23 protein-coding genes and 1 tRNA gene are annotated in these 26162 nt (G+C 48.5%); 10 read left to right on the top strand and 14 right to left on the bottom strand.

Annotated elements, in window-relative coordinates:
* Positions 1-72: 72 nt before the first annotated feature.
* The 5 genes from ACTHSW_RS07790 (at position 73) to ACTHSW_RS07770 (ending at position 4677) form a co-directional block, all read left to right on the top strand.
* On the top strand, positions 73-381 hold the full coding sequence (locus ACTHSW_RS07790) for a DUF1132 family protein (RefSeq protein WP_440373828.1): 309 nt from the start codon (positions 73-75) through the stop codon (positions 379-381).
* The gene (locus ACTHSW_RS07785; protein ID WP_440373827.1) at positions 311-1870 is read left to right on the top strand and encodes an IgG-binding virulence factor TspB family protein; all 1560 of its coding nucleotides are present in this window, start codon (positions 311-313) and stop codon (positions 1868-1870) included. The genes ACTHSW_RS07790 and ACTHSW_RS07785 overlap by 71 nt, the downstream gene beginning before the upstream one ends.
* Before the next feature lie 8 nt (positions 1871-1878).
* Positions 1879-2160, top strand: a complete 282-nt coding sequence (locus ACTHSW_RS07780; protein WP_070461276.1) for a DUF2523 family protein — start codon at positions 1879-1881, stop codon at positions 2158-2160.
* Positions 2161-2162: 2 nt separating this feature from the next.
* Positions 2163-3341, top strand: a complete 1179-nt coding sequence (locus tag ACTHSW_RS07775; RefSeq protein ID WP_440373826.1) for a zonular occludens toxin domain-containing protein — start codon at positions 2163-2165, stop codon at positions 3339-3341.
* A 361-nt stretch (positions 3342-3702) separates the two neighbouring features.
* Complete coding sequence (locus tag ACTHSW_RS07770) at positions 3703-4677, top strand: IS110 family transposase (protein ID WP_440373825.1); 975 nt, start codon at positions 3703-3705, stop codon at positions 4675-4677.
* A gap of 505 nt (positions 4678-5182) precedes the next feature.
* Here the strand turns inward: ACTHSW_RS07770 and cas2 are convergent.
* The 7 genes from cas2 to ACTHSW_RS07735 all read right to left on the bottom strand — a co-directional run bounded on the left by cas2 (position 5183) and on the right by ACTHSW_RS07735 (position 15187).
* Positions 5183-5509 (bottom strand): CRISPR-associated endonuclease Cas2, encoded by a 327-nt coding sequence (gene cas2, locus ACTHSW_RS07765; RefSeq protein ID WP_070461273.1) that lies wholly within the window; start codon positions 5507-5509, stop codon positions 5183-5185.
* The gene (gene cas1 / locus ACTHSW_RS07760; RefSeq protein WP_070461272.1) at positions 5502-6416 is read right to left on the bottom strand and encodes a type II CRISPR-associated endonuclease Cas1; all 915 of its coding nucleotides are present in this window, start codon (positions 6414-6416) and stop codon (positions 5502-5504) included. The genes cas2 and cas1 overlap by 8 nt, the downstream gene beginning before the upstream one ends.
* A 66-nt stretch (positions 6417-6482) precedes the next feature.
* On the bottom strand, positions 6483-9728 hold the full coding sequence (gene cas9, locus ACTHSW_RS07755) for a type II CRISPR RNA-guided endonuclease Cas9 (protein WP_070461271.1): 3246 nt from the start codon (positions 9726-9728) through the stop codon (positions 6483-6485).
* Positions 9729-9997: 269 nt separating this feature from the next.
* Positions 9998-11422 carry an alanine/glycine:cation symporter family protein gene (locus ACTHSW_RS07750; protein ID WP_070461270.1) on the bottom strand — a complete coding sequence of 475 codons (1425 nt, stop codon included), beginning with the start codon at positions 11420-11422 and terminating at the stop codon, positions 9998-10000.
* A gap of 262 nt (positions 11423-11684) precedes the next feature.
* The gene (gene lysS, locus ACTHSW_RS07745; protein WP_070461269.1) at positions 11685-13196 is read right to left on the bottom strand and encodes a lysine--tRNA ligase; all 1512 of its coding nucleotides are present in this window, start codon (positions 13194-13196) and stop codon (positions 11685-11687) included.
* Positions 13197-13367: 171 nt separating this feature from the next.
* Entirely contained in the window at positions 13368-14810 is a 1443-nt protein-coding gene (gene aldA, locus ACTHSW_RS07740) for an aldehyde dehydrogenase (protein WP_107769523.1), read from the bottom strand.
* A gap of 301 nt (positions 14811-15111) precedes the next feature.
* Positions 15112-15187 (bottom strand) — tRNA-Lys (locus tag ACTHSW_RS07735).
* Positions 15188-15369: 182 nt separating this feature from the next.
* Here ACTHSW_RS07735 and ACTHSW_RS07730 point away from each other — a divergent pair.
* The gene (locus ACTHSW_RS07730) at positions 15370-15801 is read left to right on the top strand and encodes an Ag473 family lipoprotein (RefSeq protein ID WP_003749309.1); all 432 of its coding nucleotides are present in this window, start codon (positions 15370-15372) and stop codon (positions 15799-15801) included.
* A 63-nt stretch (positions 15802-15864) separates the two neighbouring features.
* Here ACTHSW_RS07730 and ACTHSW_RS07725 read toward each other — a convergent pair whose 3' ends face one another.
* Together ACTHSW_RS07725 and ACTHSW_RS07720 are read right to left on the bottom strand one after the other, a co-directional pair.
* Entirely contained in the window at positions 15865-16839 is a 975-nt protein-coding gene (locus ACTHSW_RS07725; protein ID WP_107811066.1) for a TerC family protein, read from the bottom strand.
* 33 nt (positions 16840-16872) lie between these two features.
* Positions 16873-17322 (bottom strand): CopD family copper resistance protein, encoded by a 450-nt coding sequence (locus ACTHSW_RS07720; RefSeq protein WP_036493576.1) that lies wholly within the window; start codon positions 17320-17322, stop codon positions 16873-16875.
* A 254-nt stretch (positions 17323-17576) separates the two neighbouring features.
* Here ACTHSW_RS07720 and ACTHSW_RS07715 point away from each other — a divergent pair, with 254 nt between their 5' ends.
* Entirely contained in the window at positions 17577-17789 is a 213-nt protein-coding gene (locus ACTHSW_RS07715; RefSeq protein ID WP_003684747.1) for a glycine zipper 2TM domain-containing protein, read from the top strand.
* A 63-nt stretch (positions 17790-17852) separates the two neighbouring features.
* On the opposite strand, the gene ACTHSW_RS07710 is transcribed toward ACTHSW_RS07715, so the two are convergent.
* From ACTHSW_RS07710 to ACTHSW_RS07690, 5 genes are all read right to left on the bottom strand, one after another.
* The gene (locus ACTHSW_RS07710) at positions 17853-18773 is read right to left on the bottom strand and encodes a hydrogen peroxide-inducible genes activator (protein WP_049330768.1); all 921 of its coding nucleotides are present in this window, start codon (positions 18771-18773) and stop codon (positions 17853-17855) included.
* Positions 18774-18776: 3 nt separating this feature from the next.
* Positions 18777-19040: a cell division topological specificity factor MinE gene (minE, locus tag ACTHSW_RS07705; RefSeq protein ID WP_003680625.1), complete on the bottom strand. Its 264-nt coding sequence runs from the start codon at positions 19038-19040 to the stop codon at positions 18777-18779.
* Positions 19041-19043: 3 nt separating this feature from the next.
* Entirely contained in the window at positions 19044-19859 is an 816-nt protein-coding gene (gene minD / locus ACTHSW_RS07700; protein WP_070461265.1) for a septum site-determining protein MinD, read from the bottom strand.
* 26 nt (positions 19860-19885) lie between these two features.
* Complete coding sequence (gene minC / locus ACTHSW_RS07695; RefSeq protein ID WP_070461264.1) at positions 19886-20605, bottom strand: septum site-determining protein MinC; 720 nt, start codon at positions 20603-20605, stop codon at positions 19886-19888.
* A 147-nt stretch (positions 20606-20752) separates the two neighbouring features.
* Entirely contained in the window at positions 20753-21988 is a 1236-nt protein-coding gene (locus ACTHSW_RS07690; RefSeq protein ID WP_234396217.1) for an FAD-binding domain-containing protein, read from the bottom strand.
* Positions 21989-22113: 125 nt separating this feature from the next.
* Here ACTHSW_RS07690 and ACTHSW_RS07685 point away from each other — a divergent pair, with 125 nt between their 5' ends.
* The 3 genes from ACTHSW_RS07685 to ACTHSW_RS07675 all read left to right on the top strand — a co-directional run bounded on the left by ACTHSW_RS07685 (position 22114) and on the right by ACTHSW_RS07675 (position 26073).
* A complete protein-coding gene (locus tag ACTHSW_RS07685; protein ID WP_107811068.1) occupies positions 22114-22971 on the top strand; it encodes an ATP-grasp domain-containing protein in 858 nt (285 codons plus the stop codon).
* Between the two features lie 370 nt (positions 22972-23341).
* A complete protein-coding gene (locus tag ACTHSW_RS07680; RefSeq protein ID WP_070583787.1) occupies positions 23342-24733 on the top strand; it encodes an alanine/glycine:cation symporter family protein in 1392 nt (463 codons plus the stop codon).
* Positions 24734-24816: 83 nt separating this feature from the next.
* The gene (locus ACTHSW_RS07675) at positions 24817-26073 is read left to right on the top strand and encodes a D-amino acid dehydrogenase (protein WP_070461263.1); all 1257 of its coding nucleotides are present in this window, start codon (positions 24817-24819) and stop codon (positions 26071-26073) included.
* The last annotated feature ends 89 nt before the right edge of the window (positions 26074-26162 follow it).

Here is a 26162-nt window from a genome sequence, read left to right as displayed (position 1 = left end):
TGTTGATTGATACCCAAAGCAAATAATGTAAAAATCCCGCTTCCGACTAACAGTTATTGAAGTGAGGATTTTATGTTTATTACTGAAGCGCAATTATCTCTTTATAAATATCAAGCAAATAGTAGATATTTTAAAGAATCAATGTCTTATATAGCAAAATCAGAATTTTTTGAGTTTGCAAAACTTTCTAAAGAATATCTGAATGTTGTTGATTGTTTTGCACATTTTTGGACAAGACGATTAGATTCTAATTCTTGGGAGGTTAGCTTTTCTGATGGTTCTATACTCTTAATAAGACTTGTTAAGGAAAATGATGAAGAAGGTTATTACTTACATTGTTCATCCGATCGTATTAATTGGAGTAGTGCTTTTTCCGATTAAGTCTTTTTCTGCAGATTGGAAAACAGTAAAACTTCCTGGAAATTCTTCCGTTCATATATCTTGGGATAATAGTCGTGAAGTCGTTGATAGATTTGGTAGGAATGGCGATTTTTACGGCTTTCGCCGTATTGAGCCGTCTATTATTGAGCATGCTCCAACCGGCGCCCGCTCCGCCTCAACTCTCCCCGTAACTATTGAAGCTCAAGTATCCCGAAAAGCTGTACTTTCAGGCGCATTTGGCCTTGTAAAAAAAGGTGCAGCATTAGGATCTCGTCTTAGCGGTTGGGGTACGGCTGCCTATTTTGCCTATGAGGCCTATCAAGCTGTTAAATCCCCTTTAGAATCTGAAGGCTATAAATGGGACGAATCAAAAGGAGAATTTATAAAGTATTGGGCTGCCCGAAACTGTATAACGATTGAGCAGGGCGGTAAAAATATTGATGTATCGTGTATGGGGGTTGATTCATCCGTAATTCGTGCGATGGAAAAAGGCGGGAATAGTGAGCGTGACGCTAAAAAATTGATGGAATCTCAAATGCAATCAATGGCAAATGGATTTTGGAAATCTTACGCCAAAAGCTTGGATTTGGAGGACGGCGAAGATGTATATTTTTGGCAAAAATTTAACTTACAAAAATGTAACTTTGATTTGAACGGCGGTAGTTGTAACGTTTCTTTTCAAGGAGATGTCAGGACAGGTATTTTATTTCGTGTAAAAATGAATGATAAAGAAATATTGGATTTGGAGAAATTTCTAAAAATCGCTACACCGTCTATAGATTCTAATCCTACTCCCTTTGTTGAAGGCACTGGCAAACCCGAGTATCAAGAAAACATTAAAGTTCCTGCCGGAACAGTCGTAACCATTGGCCCTGTCACTCCCGAAAACGGCAAACCGGTGCAAATTACTATTACCTTCGGACAAGATTCAAACGGCAATACTACGGCAGAAGTAGCAACAACACAGCGCCCCGACCTCAAACCGGGCGGATCTGAAGCACCCAATACAAAGCCTGATCCAGACCCTGCGCCTAATCCTGATGGCAATCCTGATAAAAAGCCAGATGATAAACCCGATTCAGATGATAAACCTGATAAACGTCCAGATGATAAGCCTGATGATGATCCATCTGATAAAAGGAAAGAAGATAAAAAAGAAGACAAAAAAGATGACAAGAAAGAAGAATCAAAAGGCTTACTTTGTGATTTTTTTCCAAAAATTCTTGCATGTGATGAACAGCCTGAAAAAGAAGAACCGAATTTAGAAATTCCTGAAGAACATATAGATTTGAACTTCACATCTGACAATACTTTTAGTCAGTTTGGACAGTGCCCTGCTCCCGTAACGTTTCAGGCATTGGGTGCTGAATACAGAATCAGTCTTGAGCCTGCGTGTAATTTAGCTGCAATGATGCGCCCCTTTATTATAGCTATGGCTTGGTTGGTGGCTTCGTTTTTCGTGGCTAGAGTTGTCAGAAATAACGCATAGGGGGATTTATGAAATTTTTAGCTGCTCTTGCTCCATATTTGATAAATCATGTTGTCAAATACATTCTGACTGCTTTAGGGGTGTCTATTATTACTTATGTTGGTTTTGATGCCCTTATGAGCAATCTTAAAAATCAGTTTATAAGCAGTATGGGCGCAGTTCCCGCCGGAGCGATCCAAATTTTTTACATTGCAGGTGGCGGCGTTGTTCTGAACATCATGTTCGGAATGCTCGCTTTTGTCGTTACGTTTAAAACTCTGTCTAAATTAAGCTTTGGCAAGAAAGGATAAAGATGGCCGCCATTACCCTGATAACAGGAAAACCAAGAATCGGCAAAACCGCCTTTGCCGTCGAACTGCTTATGTTTGATGACTATTATAAAGGCCGTAAAATCTTCTCCAACATCAACGGCCTTTTGATAGACCATCATCAACCGCCGGAAGGTCATAGCTGGGAAGACATGTATGAATGGCTGAAATGGAAAGAGAATATAGGCTCAGTTGTCATTTATGACGAAGTGCAATATTTGTTTCCGACACGTTCCAGCGGTTCAAAAATGCCTGAAAACGTCGCCTTTTTGAACATTCACGGCCATTACGGTATCGACATGATACTAATCACACAGTCGCCCAAGCTGCTTGACGTGAATCTGCGCGAAGTCGTGAACAAGCATATCCATATAGCTGCAAACAAAATGGGCGGACTGACAAGGCTTGAATGGAACGAAGTAGCTTTAAACCCGACACAGCAATCAAGAAACGCCTTGTCCAGTTCGCATAAAATTAGGGAAGAGGTTCTTGAATACTACAAATCCGCCGAAGTACATACCGCCCATTCGCACGTCAAATCAAGGTGGTATTACATCATAATCGCCATGTTGTTTATCCTGCCGTGTATCTTAGGTTTGGTCGGATTCATGGGCTATAAGATGTATCAGGGTTATAAAGAAAAAGCAGGAATAACGGCAAAGGCCGAAGCAGCAAAAGAAGATACAGGTTTCAAAAATCCGCTTGACCCTGAAAGCCAAAAAGAAATGATGCCGCAAAGCGGAATTCAGGGGCAAAACCTCAAACCCGAAGACTTTGTACCAACGCTCGCCGAAAAGCCTGAAAGTAAACCCATTTACAACGGCGTCCGCCAAGTTAAAACATTTGAGCGCATCGCCGCCTGTATAGACGGCGGCAAAACAGGCTGCACCTGCTACAGCGACCAAGCCACACCGCTGAAAGAAGTAACTAAAGAAATGTGCAAAGACTACGCCCATAATGGCCTGCCGTTTAATCCTTACAAAGAGTCCGACCATAGCTCAAACCAAGCGCAGACAGCGCCATCCGCGTCGGATACTAGCGCAGGCATGCAAGTCGCATCACTAGGCGGCCAAAGCCCTCAAAACCTTATGTATGACGGATATGTAGAAGCAGGCGCAAAGTTCACACCGCAAAGCGGCGCGGTAGTCGAATCCGCGCAATGACAAAGGCTGTCTGAAACCAGTTCAGACGGCCTTTAAATAAAAGCTGCTTGATTCCTTTAAAAAGCGCGGCGTAAAAACCTATCTGAAGAGCAGAAACCTAAATCCCGCGATTTTTAAAGGAAGCAAGTAGCAATGGCCGCGCGGCAGAGCGCAATTTTAGAAAAGAAAGAATAGAAAAGCAAAGAGATTGAAACATCTGATATACTCAAAACGTCAGCGGTCTAGCTAACCCTGACAACATCCGCCGAGCCTGAAAGTTCCCGAATCATCAAGATTGGGAGAAAGATAAGGACGGCGGATTTTTTCATATTTAATTTGAGTAGCATCAAAGGCCAAGAGCCTGCATAGTAAGGGAAAAAATATGAGAAATACCGTAGGACTCGACATATCCGCAGAAACATTTGACGCAGTCGCATTAATAGACGGCCAAATGGCCTATAAGAAGTTCCAAAACAACCAAGACGGCATAGAAAGCCTGAAAAATTGGATAAACGGCCAAAGTATCGAAGACGGCCAAAACATTTACATCATCATGGAAGCCACCGGCAACTACTACGAAGCCGTCGCCGACAACCTCGCCGATGATTACCATGTTTCCGTTATCAATCCCCTAAAAATCAAACGGTATGCCGATTACCGTTTTAATCGAACAAAAACCGACAAACAAGACGCAAAACTAATCGCAGAATTTGGTCAAAACGCCCTAGCAAAAGACCTACCCAAGCACAAAAGGCCGTCTGAAAACATCCAAAGCCTCAAACGCCTGTTGAGCCTGCAAAACCAACTGAAAGAACAGCTGACAGCACAAAAAAACAGGCTGAAAGCAGCAAAAGACAGCTTTGTACAACAAATCCACCAAAAGCAGATAGACGAACTCAACCAGCATCTGCAAGACGTGGACGGCCAAATCAAACAAACGGCCAAAGCAGACAAAGCCATTCAAGAAACCGCCAAACGCCTACAAACCATCCCATCAGTCGGCCAAACAACGGCTATATACCTAACCGTTCATCTCCTTACCGCACATTTCAAAAATGCCAACCACTTTACAGCATTCGCTGGCATGAGCCCGCAACAGAAAAAATCAGGGACAAGCGTCAACGGCAAAGAAAAGCTGACAAGGTATGGCAACAGAAAACTACGCGGCGCCCTCTTCATGGCCGCCATGGTAGCCATGCGTCAAAATTACTTTCCCGACTTCACCAAAAGACTGCAAAAAGCCAAAAAGCCCAAGATGGTTATTATCTGCGCCCTGATGAGAAAGCTACTCGTCATTGCCTACCATCTGCACAAAAACCAAACCGACTTTGATCCGAGTCGGTACAAACAAGCGTAAAGAGCCTTAACAAAAACGCAAAAGCCACGCGGATAATCGTAAAATATCCGCGCGGCCAATTGCATTCTGTAAAAATTGCAAAACTAAATAAACAGGAAAAACAATAATATACAAAAATGACAGTAAATTACTATTGCATGTTAAAGTAGCATCTTTCTCATTTCGCAGTGCTACAATAGAGCAACTCGTGATAAGCGGTCAGCAGTCAGTTGTAGCTCCCTTTCTCATTTCGCAGTGCTACAATGCAACAAAACGTTATTTTCACGACATTCAAGTTGTAGCTCCCTTTCTCATTTCGCAGTGCTACAATGCCGAGCGGTGTCTTATGAATGTGATAATGGTTGTAGCTCCCTTTCTCATTTCGCAGTGCTACAATTTGCCGTTGATTCAACGTCGCGCTTTTGGAGTTGTAGCTCCCTTTCTCATTTCGCAGTGCTACAATACTTCGATGGGAAATCCTTATTCTATAAGGGTTTCCCGTTTTATTTTGTCTAATAAAATGAGCTTAAAATAATAATAGTTGGTCGGAATTTACCCTTTTTTCTTGGGTTTTCAGCTCTCCCAACAGCAGTTTCATGGTGGCATATTGCTTTTCTGTTACTTCCAAACAGCGGATTGAACCTTCTTGCGGTAGGTTTGCACATAGCCTATTGTGGTGTTTTTGTAACGAGTCTCGACCTTTGACAATACGGCTGTATACAGAAAGTTGGAGCATTTGGTATCCATCTTTTAATAGAAACTGGCGGAATTGATTGGCGGCTTTGCGCTTTGCCGTTGTGGTGACCGGTAGGTCGAAGAAGACGATAATCCTCATAAATTTGGCCTCACTCATATTGGTATTCTTTCAATGGCAAGATTTCAGGCAGTTTCAGCTGTTTGGCGTTTTTATCGGTTACGCTGGCTTGAAATGAGGAAATCATTTTGTCTATGGCAGCCAAGGTGCTGAAATGTTGTCGTTTGATACAGATTTGACAGTGAAGGGTCTTGATAAGGTTTTGTTTGAGATTGGAGGTCAGATCAGTTTTCAGACGGCCTTGTTCATGCAAATGTATAACGACCAGGTCGGCCAATGGGCGTAAGGGTTCGATAAAGTCATCGGCGAGGTTGAATGGATTTAGTTCGCTTCTATGAAACAAGCCTAATGCAGGCAACCATCCATATAAAGTCAGGGCGCGTGCAACTGCTGCACGGAGTACGGCGTAGGTGTAGTTCAATGCGGCATTGACGGCATTGTTGTCATTGCGAGTAAACTTTTCTCCAAAGAGGGCTTGGAAGTAGAGGGCGGCAGCTTGGGCTTCACGGTTTCCTGTATCGCCCGAACGGACTTCGACTGCCAAAGTGCGCAGCCGTTTGGCGGCAAGATCATTGCCTGTTTCGTCTGCGACAAATGCTTGATTTAGGATTTTTTGGCGGATGATATGTTGCCAGAGTTGCTTTTTTAAGGGTTCGCTTATATTCAGCTGCAGCTTGAGGATTTTAAGTTGGCGGTGATATTGGGCATAAGGCAGCCATTGTCCGCAGGGTAGGAACTGTTCGTCACATGTCAGCAGGGTTGAGCCATGTTCGGCTAAGGCTGATAGGAGCGGGGCAGTAATCAGGGTTTCGCGGTTTTCGATGATGATAACGGCGATGTCTTCTAATGGTACGGTATGGGACTCGCCGTTTTGTTGAATCAGCAGTTGCCGGCATTGCAAGGATAGTTTGCCGCCATTTTGAATGAGCAGGCTGCGCCAAGTCATGTTTTTCCCCTTATTTTGATATAAAAAATCCCTGCTTCAGGCCGTCTGAAACAGGGATAGATTAATTTAGCAGACAGGCGGGCGTTTTTTCAGACGGCATGGTCTGATTTCTTTGCCCAGTTCATCGATTTGGTATTTTTGCATCAATACAAGATTTTGGGTACTAATACGGAATTGCTGTTCTTTAGAGCCTTTATCATGCCAAGCTAAATAGAATCGTCCATTAGAGCTATCACAGTTGATATAGTAGGCGAATTCTACTTTAGATTTTTCATCTTTCTGAAAAGCAATCAGATCATACTTATGCAAGCTAAAACAGAATGTATAGCTATCATCAATCCGGTATCCTTTACAATCAATATCGGGAAGAATGTTTTCAGCAACCTGCCAAGCATAGATGGGAACAATAAAATACTGATTTTTTCCTTTCTTATCCACTTTACAGAACACATCAACACGTACCATGTCTCCATTATCTGCAATGGTATAAGCATTTTTTTTGTTTAATAAGACTCCGCTCTCTTGGGTTTTTTCGACCCTCACAGCTTTAACCAGTTGTCCCCCCTTTTTATAAAACGGATTGTCCTTAGGGTCAAATGCTTGTTTAGCATTACCTCCATATGCCCCTAAACGTGCCTTAAGAGCCTCATATAATTCAATCTCCCTACCATTTTTATAATTAACCATATTTTCAAGGTCGGCCAACTTGATTTCGGTTAACCATACTCGTTTAACACTAATTTTTTCATTATGTTTAACAAATCGTTTAGCAGATCTCAAAGTATCTTTATGTGCACCGCTCATCTTCCGATTGGGCGCGCGTGAAACAAACAGTGGCGTAACGTATTCATGTACGGCTTCGGGGCGAGATGATAATTTTTCGGCAAGCAACGCGCGCAGTTTTTCTGGGGTATCGGCTTCTTCAAATTCGGGTTTGCCGTCCGGTTTGCCGAAGACGCGAAGCATGACTTCTTGTGCGAAAAATTCCCAAGGTTGCGGGAAGTGTGTTTTTTGATGCAGCACTTCTCCTGTTTCTTTATCTATGGTTTTCCCGTCAAACGCGTTCATCTCTTTATGGTGTACAAAATGGGTAATTTTCTGCTGCATGGCAACGGTTGAGCAGGCAACGACGACGGCGTCCAAGGCGTGATGGCGGTCGTTTTCCGCACGCACTTTGCGTAATCCCCAAAAGCCGCGCAACAGATTGGTAATTTGTCCGTTGGATGCAAAGACACGTCTTTTCCCTTTACCTGTCAGCCGCATACGGTCAGCAATAAATTGGCACAGGAAACGGTTGACGTAGCGCGTATCGTTCAGATTGCGTTCTTTAAAGCCGTCTTCGTCGAATTTTTGCAGCAGAATCCGTTGTTTTTTACTGCGAGGAAAACGGCTGGTTTCAACACGCGCTTTAAATTCCTGCCATTCGCGGCTGTTGTCTTTGCCGTTGAAGTATTCGTAAGGGGTTTGGTTGCTTTTGTTTTGGTTTTCGCTGCCCAATACCAGCACTTTATTGTTGAAACTATCGTCCCATGTGCGCGAGAACGGCAGGGCATGGTCGATTTCGACATAGCCTTTTTCGTTCAGACGGCCTAGGTTGATTTCTTTGCCCGAATACAGGCATTTGCCGTGTTGTTGCTCGTACAGGCGCAGTTTCAGAATATCTTTGGATTTGGGTTCGCCGACAAAATTGGGGAAATACTCTCGGAATTTAGCGGCGGCTTTTTCCCGGTCTTTACGGTTTTCTTCTTGGCGTTTTTCGATTTCTTTGCGGTCTTTAAACGATTTGCCTACTTCCCTTGCCGTTTCAATATGGATACGCGCAGGGGAGCCGTAACGGCGTACAACGGCGTTAATGACCTTACGTGCTTGAGATAAGGCGCGCAAGACGACGGGGTTGCGGATTTCGTCGGCAGGGATGGGCGGCAGATAAATCTTTTCTTCCGTATTCTTCTTGCCATAATGGTCTCCGTAGATTTCGGCGCAGGCTTCATCGTAACGTTTGCCTTGCTCCATTAGAGGCACAATTCGGCGCAATGCTTTCAAGGAAATTTGGACGAACTTGTCGAAGTTGATGTGTTTCAACAGCGCTTCTAAGATTTCGGGCTGAACACGGTCTTTCAGACGGCCTGTAATGTCTTCATCGGTTTTGAATAGGGAGAATGCCATGCCGATTTCATCTTGTAATTCGGGAGAAAGGTTTAATGGGGATTTTTTGTCTTTCAATCCTTCTTTTTCCAGCGCACGGCTGATGGCATGGTAGGCCTTTATTTCCATCAATGTTGAGGTTTCGGCATTGTCTTTACCATAGTGTAATCCTTTGAAAAAGGCGGTATCTTCTAAACCCAGTAGCTTACGGGCTTGTGCGTAAGTCAGTTTCTTTTTATACGGCTGATTTATAAGTATGGTGCGTTCGGTATCGGTCAATGGCCGCTCGCTGCCTTGCTCTAAAATACGCAGGTTGTTCAGCTTGGTCAGCCAGATGAAACGTTCGGCTGTGTAGGTGTTTTTAGCGGCTTTCGGCTCTGTCGGTTCGAAGGTGCAATGCCCCAACATTTTTTGAATGGCATCGCCGGACAGAGCAGGGCGTTGCGCCATCAGCAGGGTTTCAATACCTTCTTTAAGGCCGTCTGAAACATGCGGATTGCCGAATTCTTTTTGTTTTTCAAACAGCAAAACCAGCTCCACCTGTAAATCTTCGCGGCTGAACGTATGCGAATAATCGCCGCGCTGGTTGCGGATATGGCCGCTTTCTTTTTCAAATTTATTTAAAGCCAATTCGGCCGGAGTGCGGAAATTGCCTGTCTTTAAGGCTTGAGTGTTACTCTTCATACCTGCACGCAAAGCCCCAAGCTCCTTATCGGCAGTTTGCTCTTCATTTTTCCGTTTCGACAAATAGCCGCGATGTTTGATTAAATGCAACAAGACTGCCGACCACTCCAAAGGCGTCAGTTTGCGGTCTAATGCGGCTGCGCGAAGTTGCCATGGTGTATTCGGTAAGGATTTAATCAAGCCGTTTTCATCAAAATCGGCAGCCTGTAATACGCCCTCGCGTTTCAATAGGCGACGGGCCCGAAGCAGGCGGTGGGCGCGACGGCGGGTCAGGCGGCGGACGCTGCGTGCTAAGCGTCTTACCGCTGCGAGAGAGTCGCCTGTTTTTGGTACTTCGGCCCGCTCAAATACGCGCACGCCCAAATCAATCAGGCGTATGGGGTTTTCTTCTTCGTCAATTTCTACCATCGCCCAGCCGACGGATGCGATGCCGATATCGAGGCCGAGGACGTAGTTGATTGGATTGGGTTTGAATGTAGCCATCAGTTTCTCCGTAATATGATGTTTGGTAAGTATAAATATATCCTAGGTAAGTATTACCATGCAAATGAAATACTTGACTAGGTACCGATTTGGAATTAGAATCTGTCCATATTGTTGCACTGCGAAATGAGAAACGTTGCTACAATAAGGCCGTCTGAAAAGATGTGCCGCAACGCTCTGCCCCTTAAGGCTTCTGCTTTAAGGGGCATCGTTTTGTCTAAATGGCAGGGATTAAAAAGGCCGTCTGAAATTTCAGACGGCCTTTGGTTTTACCAGATATCGGATTTGATTTTGCGTTTCAAGCCTGGGTGTTCAGAGAGTTTGAACTCTGGGTCTTTACCCATTTTCAGCTTGGCTGTGTAGTCTTTCAACAGCAGGAAGGCAAGTGGGGACAGGAGCAGGATGGCGACGAGGTTAATCCATGCCATGATGCCCATGGCCATGTCTGCCATATCCCATACCAAGGGTACGTTGGCAACTGCGCCGAAGTAGACCCATGCCAAAACCAGCATACGGAAAACGGCGGTAACCAGCCAATGGCTCTTGATGAATTGGACGTTGGACTCGGCATAGGCATAGTTACCGATAACGGTTGAAAAGGCAAACATAAACAGGATGACGGCAAGGAAGCCCGCGCCCCATTGACCCACTTGGCTGACAATCGCTGCCTGCGTCAACGCCGCACCGCTCAGGTCGCCGTAAGGCTGCTGATAGGTCAAGACGATAAAGGCGGTGCATGAGCAGACGATGATGGTATCGACGAAAACGCCCAGCATTTGAATCATGCCTTGGGAGACGGGGTGTTTCACTTCGGCAGCGGCGGCGGCATTCGGCGCGGAACCCATACCCGCCTCATTGGAATACAGGCCGCGTTTGATACCCTGCATCATGGTGGTCGAAATCAGACCGCCGAGGAAACCGCCTGCAGCCGAATCGAAGTTGAACGCGTTGGAGAAAATCTGACCGAACACGTCAGGAATCAGGGAAATATTGGTAGCAATGATGAAGAGTGCTATGACGAGATATAAAACCGCCATCAGTGGAACGATGATTTCCGCGGCTTTAGATACGCGGCGGATACCGCCGAAGATAATCGGGGCAGTCAGAATGACTAGGGCGACACCGACATAGTGTTGATCCCAGCCCCATGCCGCTTTGGTGGTATCGGCGATGGTATTGGTCTGTACGGCTTCAAATACAAAGCCGAAACAGAAAATCAGGCTTAGGGCGAACAAAACGCCCAGCCATTTTTGTCCCAGGCCTTGAGTTATGTAGTAGGCAGGACCGCCGCGGAAGTGGTGGTTGTCGTAGTCCCGGACTTTAAAGAGTTGGGCCAGTGAAGATTCGACAAACGCCGAACTCATGCCGATTAAGGCGGTTACCCACATCCAGAATACCGCGCCCGGCCCGCCGAGTTTGATGGCAATCGCCACGCCGGCGATGTTGCCCACGCCTACGCGGCTGGCCAAGCCGGTAACGAATGCTTGGAACGGTGTGATTCCGTGCGGATCATCACCTTGTTTGCGGCCACTCAGCATTTCTTTGATACTGCGGCCGAAGAGGCGGAATTGTACAAAACCGGTGGTAACGGTGAAAAAGAGGCCTGCGCCTAAAAGCATATATACCAACCCCGACCACATTGGGTCGTTGATGGCGTTTATCCAGCCGTGAAGCTGTTCGAAAAATTGATCCATACAAACCTTTCAGAGTTTCTGCATTTTCAGACGGCCTGTGTGTGGAGGCTGTCTGTAACTGGATGTATTCTAGCAGACTGTCAACAAACTGAAAAACGTTTACATATTCTTTTTTATATTATCTTTTTGATTATCATGTAATTTTATTATTATGGTGTAAAGAATTTATCGATTTAAACTCTTCCGTTTTACATATTTGAACAAAAAGGCCGTCTGAAAACAGAGTCTTGTTTTCAGACGGCCTTGATTTTATTTCAATGCGTTATTCGGGACGCATTTGTGGGAACAGAATCACGTCGCGGATGGTTTGCGAATCGGTCAGCAACATGACCAAGCGGTCGATACCGATGCCGCAGCCGCCGGTCGGCGGTAAACCGAACTCCATGGCGCGGATGTAGTCGGCATCATAGTGCATGGCTTCATCGTCGCCGGCGTCTTTTTGCGCCACTTGCGCTTTGAAGCGTTCGGCTTGGTCTTCCGGATCGTTCAACTCAGAGTAACCGTTTGCCAGTTCGCGGCCGACAACGAAAAGCTCGAAGCGCTCGGTCAAACCCGGTTTGCTGTCGGATGCGCGTGCCAATGGCGACACTTCGACAGGGTAGTCGATGATGAAAGTCGGGTTCCACAGTTTGCCCTCGGCGCAACCTTCAAACAGGGCAAGTTGCAGGCTGCCGATACCCGGAGACGGAGGCAGGCTTTCGCCGTGTTTGACGATTTCTTTTTTCAGCCATTCTTCATCGTTCAACTGCTCATCGGTGTAGTGCGGATTGTATTTCTTGATGGCACCGAGAATGGTCAGGCGTTCAAACGGGCTTTCCAAATCGACTTCTTTGCCGTTGTAGCTGATTTTTGCCGTACCGTTTACCGCGCGGGAAGCGTTGCGGATGATGTCTTCCGCCATTTGCATCATGCGTTCGTAGTCGGAGAAGGCTTCGTAGAATTCGATCATGGTGAATTCAGGGTTGTGGCGTACGGACATGCCTTCGTTGCGGAAGCTGCGGTTGATTTCAAACACGCGTTCCAAGCCGCCGACAACCAAGCGTTTTAGATACAGCTCGGGAGCGATGCGCAGGTAGAGTGGAATGTCCAAGGCATTGTGGTGAGTAACGAACGGTTTTGCCGTCGCACCGCCAGGAATCGGGTGCATCATTGGGGTTTCAACTTCCAAATAATGCTCGTTAACCATGAAATTGCGCACGGATTGGATGATTTGGCTGCGTTTGATGAAGGTATTGCGCGATTCTTCGTTGGCAATCAAATCGACGTAGCGTTGACGGTATTTGGTTTCCTGATCGCTCAAACCTTTGTGTTTGTCGGGTAGCGGGCGCAGGGATTTGGACAGCAGGCGGATGTTGGACACGCGCACGGTCAATTCGCCGTGGTTGGTTTTGAACAAAGTACCTTCCGCACCGATGATGTCGCCTAAGTCCCAGTGGTTGAAGTCGTCCAAAACTTCTTGGCTCACGCCTTTGTTATTCAAATAAAGCTGGATTTGACCGGTAACGTCTTGAATGGTGGCGAAGCTGGCTTTGCCCATTTGACGTTTGAGCATCATACGGCCGGCCACTTTGACGGGAATGCCTTGCGGGTCGAGTTCTTCTTTGCTGATTTCACCGTATTGGGTGTGCAGGTCGGCGGCAAAGCTGTCGCGTTTGAAATCGTTAGGGTAGGCATTGCGTTCTTTACGGATGTTGTGCAGTTTCTCGCGGCGCAGGGCGATGATTTGGTTTTCGTCCAACTGCGGCTCGATTTGAGGATTGTTTTGTTCGCTCATGGTGTTTTCCGGAAAAATGAGTCAGGCTGTCCGGAGTTTTCAGACGGCCTGAATAAAGTGAAAAATTGGCTCTATTTTACGCGATGTCGGTGTTTTTTTCTATAAAGGCAGAAAGGCCGTCTGAAACCTGAAAAATCGGTTTCAGACGGCCTTTTGTTTTATGAAGGGCAGTTAGATATTGGTTTCCAAATAAACGACTTGGGTTTGCAGATATTCTTCCAAACCGTGTTTACCGTCCGCGCCGCCGATACCTGATTTTTTCCAACCGGCATGGAAGCCCTGCATGGCTTCGAAGTTTTCGCGGTTGATGTAGGTTTCGCCGAAACGCAGACGGCGGGTTACATAAAACGCTTCATTCAGATTGGTGGTATAGACGGAGCTGGTCAGGCCGAATTCGCTGTCGTTTGCCAAGGCTATGACTTGGTCGAGCGTGTCGAAAGTGGCAACCGGCAGGACTGGGCCGAAGGTTTCTTCCTTCATGATGTCCATGCTGTTGTCGGTATCGGTCAGCAGGGTAGGTTCAAAGAAGTAGCCTTTGCCATCGGCACGTTTGCCGCCGCAGACTAGTGTCGCCCCTTGTTTGACGGCGCGTTCGACTTTCTCGGAAACGGCTTTGACGGCGCGCTCTTCAATCAACGGGCCCATTTCCAGTGCGCCTGGCTCGGCTTCGGCCGGGTTGCCGTAGCGCACGCCTTTCATTGCGGCGGTCATTTTTTCGATAAATGCGTCTTTCAGGCTGCTGTGGACATATACGCGTTCGGCGCAGTTACAGATTTGGCCGGTATTGCCCACGCGTGAAGCCAAGATGGATTTCACTGCCAAGTCCAAATCCGCGTCTTTCAAAACGATGGCAGGGGCTTTGCCGCCCAGTTCCAGTGAGACTTTGGTAATGTTGGTGGCGGCGGCTTCCATTACTTGGCGGCCTGCATCGACAGAACCGGTCAGGCTGACCATATCGACTTGCGGATGCGATGCCAAGGCATTGCCTATTTCTGCGCCAGGGCCGTTGACGACGTTGAATACGCCGGCCGGTAAGCCTGAAGCGTGAACGATTTCAGCAAAAATGTGGCAGTTAATCGGGGTAACGCTGCTTGGTTTGACGACGATAGTATTGCCTGTTACCAAAGCCGGGCCCATTTTTCGGGCAATCAGGAAGAATGGGAAGTTCCACGGCAAAATGCCGGCGATTACGCCCAAAGGACGTTTGAACAATAAAATATTTTCGCGCGGGCGGTCGCTTTGGATGATTTCGCCTTCATAACGGCGCGCCCATTCGGCTTGATAATCGAGATAGTCGGCAGTGAACATGACTTCTATGCGTGCCAAGTCTTTGGTTTTGCCGCCTTCAGCAACAATAGTGTCGGTCAGCTCGTCGGCACGTTCGCGGATGCCTTGGGCGATTTTGCGCAGGTATGCGCCGCGTTCAACGGCAGGCAAACGCTCCCATGCAGTTTGCGCATCTCTGGCCGCGGCAACGGCACGATCAACATCGGCTTTTCCGCCTTTAGGCTCACGCGCGATGACTTCTTCGGTTGCCGGATTCAATACATCACGCCATGTACCGTTAAAGTCGGTTTCAAAGCGGCCGTTGATATACATAGACAGTTGTTTCATCAAACCTTCTCCTGTTGTTGTAGTTGGATGTAGTTTTAGTCTATGCCTAAATTGTCTGGCATACAAGAGGATTTAGCGTGGGTTGATGGTAGGTATTTGGAAGTTTTTAGAAAAATATGATGTGTGGGGAGTTGGGTTTGATTGATTTAAGAGGTTTGTGATGCTTTCAGTTACATCTATAACAGCATTGTGACAAAGCTCGAATATTCTTGATGTTGATAATAAGGGAGGTATTGAGTGAAGAAAGGCTTGATGGAGAATATAAAAAAACCTGCTTTTTTCAAGGCAGGTTTTCATATTTTGGTGGGTCGTGAGCGATTCGAACGCTCGACCAACGGATTAAAAGTCCGCTGCTCTACCGACTGAGCTAACGACCCGATAAGCTGTGCATTATAGGGAGATTGTTTCTTTTCGTCAACTGTTTTTTTGAAATTTTTTTCAAAAAACGTAAACCAGCTGTTATTTGGCGTTAATTCTCCCTTTTTCGAGTATTAATTATGTTATGATTTTCTAATCTGTCAGTTCTGATGGATATTTTTTAGACCAAAGGATATACAACATGAAAAAATTATTGATTGCTGCGATGATGGTGGCTGGTTTGGCTGCTTGTTCTCAAGAGGCGAAACAGGAAACTCAAGAAGCGGCTTCTGCCGTTGCTTCTGATGTGAACGCTGCTGCCGAACACGCGGCTTCTGCTGCCGATGCTGCTGCTTCCGAAGCTAAAGGCGCTGCTGAACAGGCTGTTTCTGACGCTAAAGAAGCCGGTGCCGATGCGAAGGAAACTGCGGAGAAAGCAATTTCCGATGCTAAAGAAACTACCGGTAAAGCCATCGATGGTGCTAAAGAAGCCAGCGACAAAGCCTTGGACGATGCAAAAGCTGCTGTGGGTGAAGCTAAAGATGCTGCCAAAGATGCGGCTAAAGATGCTTTGGGTAAAGCAGCCGATGCGACTCAAGAAGCTGCCGATAAATTGAAAGACGCTGCTAAATAAGCTGGTGTTTGATATTTGAAAAGGCCGTCTGAAATGTTCAGACGGCCTTTTTATATCGGCAGATTATTTTTTCTCTTGCTGACGCGTGTACACCAAAGAAGTCAGGATGGATGCACCCAGTGCGCCGAAGACGACGGACAGGGAAATGGAAATCGGGATATGCACCCAGTGCATAATCAACATCTTGATACCGATAAAGCTCAACACGAAAGCCAAGCCGTATTTGAGGAAAATAAAGCGTTCGGCAAAATCCGCCAGCAAAAAGTACATGGCGCGCAGGCCTAAGATGGCAAAAATGTTGGAGGTAAGGACGATGAACGGGTCGGTGGTGACGGCAAAAATAGCGGGAATGCTGTCCACGGCGAAGATGACGTCGCTCAATTCGATCATAATCAATACCAGTAAAAGCGGCGTAGCGATGCGTTTGCCGTTTTCAAGGGTAAAGAATTTTTCACCGTCAAACTGTGGGCTGGTCGGGATGACTTTTTTGAGCAGGGTCAGGATTTTGTTTTGGGAAAGGTCTTCCTCTTCTTCCGATTCGGGTTTCATCATGTGGATGCCGGTATAGAGCAGAAATGCGCCGAAAAGGTAGAGAATCCATTCGAATTGCTGTACCAGTGCCGCGCCGATGAAAATCATGATGGCGCGCAGGACGATGGCGCCGAATACGCCATAGAGCAGGACGCGGTGTTGGAATTTGGGTTCGACTTTGAAATAGCCGAAAATCATCAGGAAAACGAAGATGTTATCGACGGCAAGGGATTTTTCAAGCACATAGCCGGTGAAGAATTCGAGGACTTTTTCTTTGGCGACAACGGCCCCATAAGTCGGGTTGCCCGCCAGTTCAAAATAGAGCCAGCCTGCAAATGCGCAGGATACGGCCACCCAAATGCCGCTCCAGGCGAGGGCTTCTTTAATGCTGACTTTGTGGGCGCCGTTTTTTTTCAGCGATACCATATCGATGGCGATCATGATTAAGACGGCAATAAAGAAGATGCCGTAAAACATCGGCGAGCCGACGGACGGGTATTGGGTCATAAACAATCCTTGTGTGTGGGGTATGGGTAAGGTTTACCAAGACAGGTAGAACATCGCCTTGGCAAAAAAGACGATAAACAGCATATGGCTGAATACGACGGCGTGTATGTATTTCGACCAGCCGACGGTGAGGGTATGCCGTGCCATTTTGACGACGGCGATGGCAAAATGTACCAAAACGCTTACTGCCAACAGGATTTTGATGCTCAGCATGATGCCGAAGGAGCTGTCGAATGGGTGGTGCAGTATCGGCAGGTAGCGGTTGTATACCATCACGATGCCGCTGATGAACAGGGTAATGACGACAGGCGGCATTACGCGGACGGCACGATAGGACATGGCACGTTCGACTTCGCGGCGCGATTCACGCGAAACGCGGCCGGTGTGTAAAACGGAGAGGACCAGCATTTCGAAAAATACGCCGCCGACAAAGGCAATCGCGCAATAAACGTGGATGATGTGTGCCAGTGCGTAGATACTCATGACGGGTGTTTCCGGTAATTCAGACAAGTCGTCATTGTATCACTACCGAATGCGGTTGATGTATGCGCAATTTTATGCCAAATATATTAAAATTTATAAATATTCTTTTGGAATTGCCGTTTGTTTTTGCATTTAACCGTTCATCAAGAGCGTTATCTTAGTTTAATCTGTCTTTACTTATCAGAAAATATATTAATGAAAGGTTGTGCCATACTATTCCATATAAAGCTTAACCCCTGATGGAGAATCAAACCATGAAGAAAACTTTTGCAAAAACTGTGACCTTGATCATGCTGGCCGCTTCTTTGGGCGCGTGTGCCAATATGACTCAAACCCAACGCAACACTGCTGCTGGTGCGGTATTGGGCGGCGTGGCAGGTAATTTGATTGGTGGCGATACCGGCTCTACCTTGGGTGGCGCGGCTTTGGGTGGTGTTATTGGCAGTCAAGTTCATACCCGCTACTAATCCTTTATTCGGTTTAAAATAAAAAGGCCGTCTGAATGTTCAGACGGCCTTTTGTTTTGTGGTTTATTCGTTGACGAAGGTTACACCGGTCAGTTGCGATTGCAAAATGGCAGTGCGCAAAGCAGTCAGTGCTTTCGGTCGGACAAAGTTGCGGCGATAGGCCAAAACGACACGGCGGTGCGGTGCAGTGCCTTCAAACGGGATAATGCTGAAAAGCATGTGGTCGTTTTCGGTCAATGCGGTAGCCGGCATGACGCTGATGGCCAGGCCGCTGGCAACCATGTGGCGGATGGTGTTGATGGAGCTGCCTTGCAGGGTATTGGTCAAGCCCTGGATTTTTTGCTTGGAAGCCAATTCGGAACAGCTTGCCAACACTTGGTCGCGCATACAGTTGCCTTCGGACAGCAGCAACACTTGTTCTTCGCCTAAAAGCTGAGGCGTAACGGCATCGAGTTCTTCAAAGTGATGGCCTTTGGGAACAATGACGAAGAAAGGTTCGTCATACAGAGGCTCGGTCACGATGCCCGGCTCTTGGAACGGTTCGGCAACGACGATTGCATCGACATCGCCGCGTTTGAGCGACTCGGTCAGGATGTGGGTATAGTTCTCTTCCAGCATCAGCGGCATTTTCGGTGCGGTTTCACGCAGCGCGGTAATAAGCTTGGGCAGAAGGTAGGGGGCAACGGTGAAAATCAGGCCGAGTTTGAATGCGCCTTCCAATTCGTTTTGCTCTTCATTGGCAAGGTGCTTGATGAGTTCTGCTTCTTCCAGAACCCGGCGGGCTTGGGCGACAATACGCTCGCCTGCTTCGGTCGTGATGATGTCGTTGCTGCTACGGTCGAACAGGGATACCGACAGCTCTTCCTCCAGCTTTTTGATGGCGATGGAGAGGGTGGGCTGGCTGACAAAGCAGCGTCGTGCGGCACGTCCGAAGTGACGTTCTTGTGCGACGGCTACGATGTAACGCAATTCGGTCAAGGTCATGTGTTAAGCCTTTTTTTGTTCCGGTAGGGTGATGTTCAGCTCAAGAACGTCCAAGCCGTCTTGTTTCTCTTGGGAGATGCGGATGTCGTCCAATGATACGTTGACGTATTTGGACAGGACTTCCAACAACTCTTTACGCAGAGTCGGCAGATAGTCCGGAGCTTGGCCTTCTTGTGCGCGCTCTTGCGCGATGATGATTTGCAGGCGGTCGCGCGCGACTGTGGCGGTTTTCGGCTTTCTGCCGAACAGCATATCGAGCAGTGACATGTATTAACCTCCGAACAGTCGTTTTAAGAAGCTTTTCTTCTCAGCTTCGAGGAAACGCATTTCGCGGTTTTCACCCAAGAGGCGGGCGATAACGTCCTTGTAGGCTTCTGCTGCTGCAGCATTGTCTTGGTGAATGACAGGTTCGCCGGCGTTGGAAGCTTGCAGAACGTTTTGTGATTCAGGAATCACACCGATCAACGGAATACGCAAGATATCGCAGATGTCTTGTACAGACAGCATTTCGCCTTTAGCCACGCGCTCAGGGGAGTAGCGGGTAATCAGCAGGTGCTCTTTAACAGTACTACCTTGTTCGGCTTTGCGGGATTTGCTTTGCAAAATGCCCAAGATACGGTCGGAGTCGCGGACGCTGGATACTTCCGGGTTAGTGGTAATGATGGCTTCGTCGGCAAAGTAGAGCGCCATCAGCGCACCTTGTTCGATACCGGCAGGGGAGTCGCAGATGATGAATTCGAAGCCCATTTTTTTGCTGGCCAGCTCTTTCATCACGTTGTCCACGCCTTCGCGGGTCAGTGCGTCTTTATCGCGGGTTTGCGATGCAGGCAGGATGTAGAGGTTTTCGCAGTTTTTGTCTTTAATCAGGGCTTGGTTGAGAGTCGCTTCGCCGTGGATGACGTTGATGAGGTCGTATACGACGCGGCGTTCGCAACCCATAATCAGGTCAAGGTTGCGCAAACCGACGTCGAAGTCGATCACGGCAGTTTTGTGGCCGCGCAGGGCCAGGCCGGTTGCGATGCTGGCGCTGGTAGTGGTCTTGCCTACGCCGCCTTTACCTGAAGTTACTACGATGATTTTGGACACGATATTTCCTTTTTAAGTACTGATGTTTATTCGGCGTCGATTGCGCTGATAACCAGTCGGTTGTCTTGCAATGATACTTGTACGGGTTTTTTGTGCAGATGCTCGGGCAGGTCTTGCTCGAAGTTGCGGTAGATGCCGGCAACGGAGACTAATTCGGCCTGCATGGAATGGATAAAGATGCGTGCGTTGGTATTGCCTTTTGCACCGGCCAACGCTCTGCCGCGCATGGGGGCGTAAATATGGATGTTGCCGTCGGCGATAAGTTCCGCACCTTGGCTGACGATGCCGGTAACGATGAGGTCGCCGTTTTCAGCGTAAACCTGCTGGCCGGTACGCACGGGCGTGCTGACCAATACGGTCGGATTGTTGATAACGGTCGCTTGTACGTCTTGCGGCTGCGGTGCTTGGCGAGGAGTAGGTGCTGCCTGTGTGTCGGCTGCCTGGTTGGAGTTGCCTTGTTTGAAGACCAAGTGGTAACGCGCTGCCGCTGCCGCCCATGTGTCGCTGGTGTGGTGCAGCCCTAAAATTTGCATACCGTAACGGGCAAACAGGGAAATCATGCCGCCCAAATCGATGGATTCGGGATGGTCGAAATCTTGTACGTCTAAAATGAAGGGAACGAATTCGTCTTGGGATTGGCCTGCCAGTTGGCGCAGGAATTCTTCCAATTCGGTTAGATCTGCGGTGTGCAGATGGATGGATAAGACGTCCAAACGTGACGTTTTTATGTCGAATGCGGGTTTCATTGTAATGAAATAATAAAATTTTTTAATGACGTAAGTTTACCGTGTAAATCTTGGCTATTCAATCTGTTTGGCCGTCTGAAACCAAAATATTTTGTTTGAACGTTTTTCAGCTGTATTTAGTGTGGTTTTTTGGTGTGAACGTAGGTTTCAGACGGCCTTGGGGAAGGGGTAGCCGTGTGTGTCGATGTCATCGGCGGCAGCCCACGGCGTGTGGATGAGGGTGGACGGCAGGTGCGCCAATTCGGGGAGATAACTGCGGATGTAGCTGCCGTCGGGATCGATTTGATGTGAACGATGGGCATAGCGGACGGTGGCCGTGTCTTGTGCGGTGAGGTGCCAGTTGGCTTGGTTGAGCGCGGGGTCGGTGCCGGTTTGGACGGAAGCTGTCCATGCGATGCCTTGGTTGGGGTCGAAGTTGAGCGCATGGCAGAAATAGTGGGCGCACAGCTGCTGGAGAACGGGGTGTAAGTGGCCGGTGGCTTCGAGGCCGCGGATGGCGGCGTCGATGATGGGCACGCCGGTTTGGCCGTGTCGCCAGTATTCGCGTACCGGAGCAGCATCGGTTGTTTCGGGCAGGCGGCGGTGGTAGGCGAGCTGGTAGCAGTAGTCGCGGAAAATAAGCTTGTCCAGCCACTCGAAATGTCGGTTTGCCAAGCCTTCAGCAGCCAGTAGGCGCGGTGAAATGCAGCCTGCGGACAGGTAGGCATTGAGGAGGCTGGTGTTTTTTCGTGCCGGAAAATTTTGGGTAATCGGGTAGTGAACCAAATTCTGTTTGAACGCGTGCCATTGCGTTAAGGCTGCGGTTTCGCCGCCCTGCTGATAGGCAGGCAATATTGCTCCGGTATGGGCTGGAAACAGTGGAACGTTTTGTCCGGTTTGAACAGGCAATTCGGTGTCAGACGGCCTTTGTCCTGAATAAGCCTGCAACCATGCTTGTTTATAGGCGGCAAAATCGGTGTAGGGCAGGCCGTTGGCATCCATGAGGGGGGATTTGGCCAAAATGCCGCGGTCGGTGGCGTGTTGCAGGGGAATGCCTGTGCGGTCGAGATTGTGCCAGAGGTGGTTGTCTTGGCGGATTTCGGCTTCGGTGTAGGCTTCGTCTGTGATGACGGTATGGGCATTGAGCGAAGCGGCCAAGGGGAGGAGGTCTTCGTCGGAAGCGACGACATATAAAGGAATATAGTGCGCCGCCAGACGGGTATGCAGCTCTTGTGCGGCTTGATAATGGAACAGGCTTTGACGCGGATTGTGGTTTTCAGACGGTCTTTGGCTGACCCAGACGCAGGTGATGGGCAAACCGCTTGCAACGGCGGCATTAAGCGCGGCATTGTCGTGCAGGCGGAGGTTGCGGCGGAACCAGACAAGGACGTGAGCAGATTTCATGAGCATGTTCCGACGAAAAAGGGGAAACCATTTTATCAGAATCGGCCTCATGTATCAGGCCGTCTGAAAAATCTTTTGGTTTGATTTCGCTATATAATTTTGGTTTTAGCAATGAGGCGGCAACCATGACCGAGCAAACCGTTTTGGCACTCATTACCTGCCAAACTTATCCCGAACCATCAGACAACCTGAAAACATTGGCGGCATGCTTGGAAAGCATGGGCGTGAAAACCGTATTTGATGCGTGGCAAAACCATCCGTCCGTGCCGTTTTTACTGCCTTTGTGCGCATGGGATTATGCCGCCGAACCCGAAGCCTTCCGCCAATGGCTGGAACAAGCCGAGCGGGCGGGGCAGTGTTTTATCAATCCGCCCGAGTTGATGGCTTGGAATATGGAAAAGACTTATTTGTGCGATTTGGCGGCGCGCGGCGCGCAAGTGATTCCCAGCGTGTTCGTTCCGCTGCAAAAAACCGAATTGGCCGACATCCTGAACCAACAGGGCTGGACGGAAGCGGTCATCAAGCCGGCATTCGGGCAGAGCGGCAAAGGCGTGGTTAAAGTTTGTGCGGAGGCATTGGACGTGGATATGGCGGATTATCCGCAAGGTATGATTGTTCAACCTTATATCCGCGAAATCGAAACGGCGGGTGAAACCTCGCTAGTGTTTTTCAACGGCATATTCAGCCATGCCGTGCGCCGTCAGCCGCCACAAGGTGAATGGCGTGCCAACTCGGCCTATGGCGTGTCGGTGTTCGGTATTGAGCCGCCCGAGTTTGCCGTCCGTGCCGCGCAAGACGTACTGGCTGCCTTGCCACAAATGCCGGTTTACGCCCGAGTGGATGGTACATTGGTCGGCGACACCTTCCTGCTCAATGAATTGGAACTTATCGAGCCCGCCCTGTATTTGCACACCAGCGAAGGCGCTCCGGAACGTTTTGCCCGAGTGTTGGTGCAGTTGCTTGGGCAACATTCATCAACCTGATTTTATCAATATAATTAAAAAGCCTCAGGCCGTCTGAAAACCATCTTTCAGACGGCCTGAAGCTTTTTAAAACAAGATTTGCGTGTTTGTATTTTTCAATAATGTGCCATTTGTCGATTGTGTCATTTTAATTGATGCAGTCTTAATTAATGGTTGATTAACTTTCATTTGGCATTTTATCTCGGCCGCAGCCTTTATTTTTAGCGGATTGTAAACAATCTGACCGGTCTAAATAGATATCTTTTTAGGGTAAAACCTCAAAAATCTTTTTAAAAAGAAAGATATTGTCTTATTGAATATTCTGTGCTGAAATTACATGACACTACAAAAAGTAGTGCATAAAAAAATAAAACAGACAAAGGAGAAAGCCATGCAATTGTTTTTAGACAATCTCAAAGCCTTTTTCGAAACCATCAGCGGCTGGGTCTGGGGACCTATTATGTTGATGCTGCTGGTCGGTACGGGCATTTTGCTGACCGTTTTGCTGAAAGGCTTGCAGTTCACCATGTTGGGTTATGCGCTGAAACAGGCGTTTGTGCCGTCAAAGAAGCATGAAGACGGCGGAGACCACGAAGGCGATATTTCCCATTTTGCGGCGTTGATGACCGCGCTGTCCGCCACCATCGGTACGGGTAACATCGCCGGTGTGGCAACTGCGGTGGTAACCGGCGGCCCGGGCGCAGTATTTTGGATGTGGATGACCGCCATTTTCGGCATGGCCACCAAATACGGCGAAGGCGTGTTGGCGGTGAAATACCGCGTGACCAATTCCAAAGGTGAAATGTCCGGCGGCCCGATGTATTACATCGAAAAAGGCTTGGGCAAAAACTGGAAATGGATGGCCGTTGCGTTTGCACTGTTCGGCACATTCGCTTCCTTCGGTATCGGCAGCTCGGTGCAGTCCAACTCGGTTGCACAGGCAGTGCAAACCAGCTTTGGTGTCGAACCTGCCTACACCGGCGTAATATTGACTGTATTAACGGCCATTGTGCTTTTGGGCGGCATTAAGGGCATTGCCAAAGCCGCGTCCTTTATCGTACCTGCCATGGCAGTGTTTTATGTAGTGGGCGGTATTTCCATTATTGTCGTGAATTCTGACGCACTGATGCCTGCCGTCAAACTGATTTTCTCCGATGCGTTTAGCGCGCAAGCCGTGGCTGGCGGTGCCATCGGTACGGTCATCCGCTACGGCGTGGCGCGCGGTGTGTTCTCCAATGAAGCGGGCATGGGTTCTGCGCCGATTGCCGCCGCCGCCGCGAAAACCGACCACCCCGTCCGTCAGGCATTGGTTTCCATGACCGGTACGTTTTTGGACACCATCGTCGTTTGTTCGATTACCGGTATCGTGTTGGTCATGGGTCTGCTCGGCGCAGGCGGCGAGTTTGTGAAACCTGAATTGAGCGGCGCGGCGCTGACAACCGTCACTTTCCAAAAAATGCTGCCCGGCATCGGCGGCTGGATTGTCACCATCGGCCTGATTTTCTTTGCCTACTCAACCATTCTCGGCTGGTGTTATTACGGCGAGAAATGCGCGGTTTACGTCTTCGGCGAGAAGTTTGCCGGTTTGTACCGCGTTGGTTATGTTTCTTCGGTTATGCTGGGAACCGTGTTGAGCCTTGATTTGGTGTGGCTGGCTTCGGACACATTCAACGGCTTGATGGCGTTGCCCAACCTGATTGCGCTTTTGTTGATGGCGAAAGTCATCGTCAATGAAACGCGCGACTTCAAACAAAAAATCAAAAACGGCGAATTGCCGCATTAATGTCCAAGGCCGTCTGAATCTGAATATTCAGACGGCCCGATGTATATTAAGTCTGTTTGGAAAAAAGTCAGAGGAGGAGAAAAATGAAAGTGCTTGTTTTAGGTGCTGGTGTTGCCGGCGTATCTTCCGCGTGGTATCTGGCAGAGGCAGGACATGAAGTAACAGTCATCGACCGCGCCGAGGGTGTGGCGATGGAAACCAGTTTTGCCAATGCAGGCCAGCTTTCTTACGGCTATACCACGCCGTGGGCTGCTCCCGGTATTCCGACCAAAGCGCTGAAATGGCTGTTTAAAAGCCATCCGCCTTTGCTGTTTCGCCCTGACGGCAGCCTGTATCAAATCGAATGGCTGTGGCAAATGCTGCAAAACTGCACGGCCGCGCGCTATCAAATCAACAAAGAGCGCATGGTCAGGATTTCTGAATACAGCCGAGAAATGTTCCGCCGTTTTGAAGCGCAAACCGGCATGAATTTTGAAGGGCGCAAAAAAGGGACGTTGCAGATTTTCCGTCAGGCTAAAGAAGTCGAAGCGGCAGAACAAGACATTGCCGTTTTGGAACGCTACGGCGTGCCGTACCGCCGTCTGAAACCCGAAGAATGCGCCGAGTTTGAGCCTGCGCTGGCACGCGTTACCGCAAAAATTGCCGGCGGCCTGCACCTGCCTGCGGATGCGACCGGCGACTGCCACCTCTTCACTGAAAACCTATACAAATTGTGTCAGGAAAAGGGCGTACAGTTCCACTTCAACCAAACCATCAGCCGCATCGACCACAACGGGCTGCGCATCAAAGCCGTTGAAACCGAAACAGGGCGGTTTGAAGCAGATGCCGTTGTCTGCGCGCTCGGCTGCTTCAGCAGGACTGTGTTGGCGCAGTTGGATCTCAATCTGCCGATTTATCCCGTCAAAGGCTATTCCTTGACCCTGCCCGTCACAAACTCAGACGGCGCACCGGTTTCCACCGTTTTAGATGAAAGCTACAAAGTCGCCATCACGCGCTTTGACAACAGAATCCGCGTCGGCGGCATGGCGGAATTGTCTGGCTACGAAATCAAACTGCCCGAAAAACGCCGCGAAACCTTGGCTTTGGTCGTCAACGACTTGTTCCCCGAAGGCGGCGATTTGAAACAAGCATTGTTCTGGAGCGGTCTCAGACCGATGACGCCCGACAGCACACCGCTAATCGGGCGCACCCGCTTTGATAATCTCTTCCTGAATACCGGCCACGGTACTTTGGGCTGGACCATGTCGCTGGGTTCGGCAAAATTAACCGCCGATATCGTGAGCGGCAAAGATACCGAAATCCGAAGCGACGATTTGAGCCTGTCGCGTTATCAGGCTTAAGCTGGAAAGCGATAAGGTTTAGCGGCATTTCAAATTTAAAGGCCGTCTGAAAATTATTTTTCAGACGGCCTTTTGTTTCAAAATCTGTG

It is taken from the genome of Neisseria sp. P0008.S004 (assembly GCF_051962755.1).
Lineage (GTDB): Bacteria > Pseudomonadota > Gammaproteobacteria > Burkholderiales > Neisseriaceae > Neisseria > Neisseria subflava_A.
This window is presented reverse-complemented; position numbering and strand designations above follow the sequence as displayed.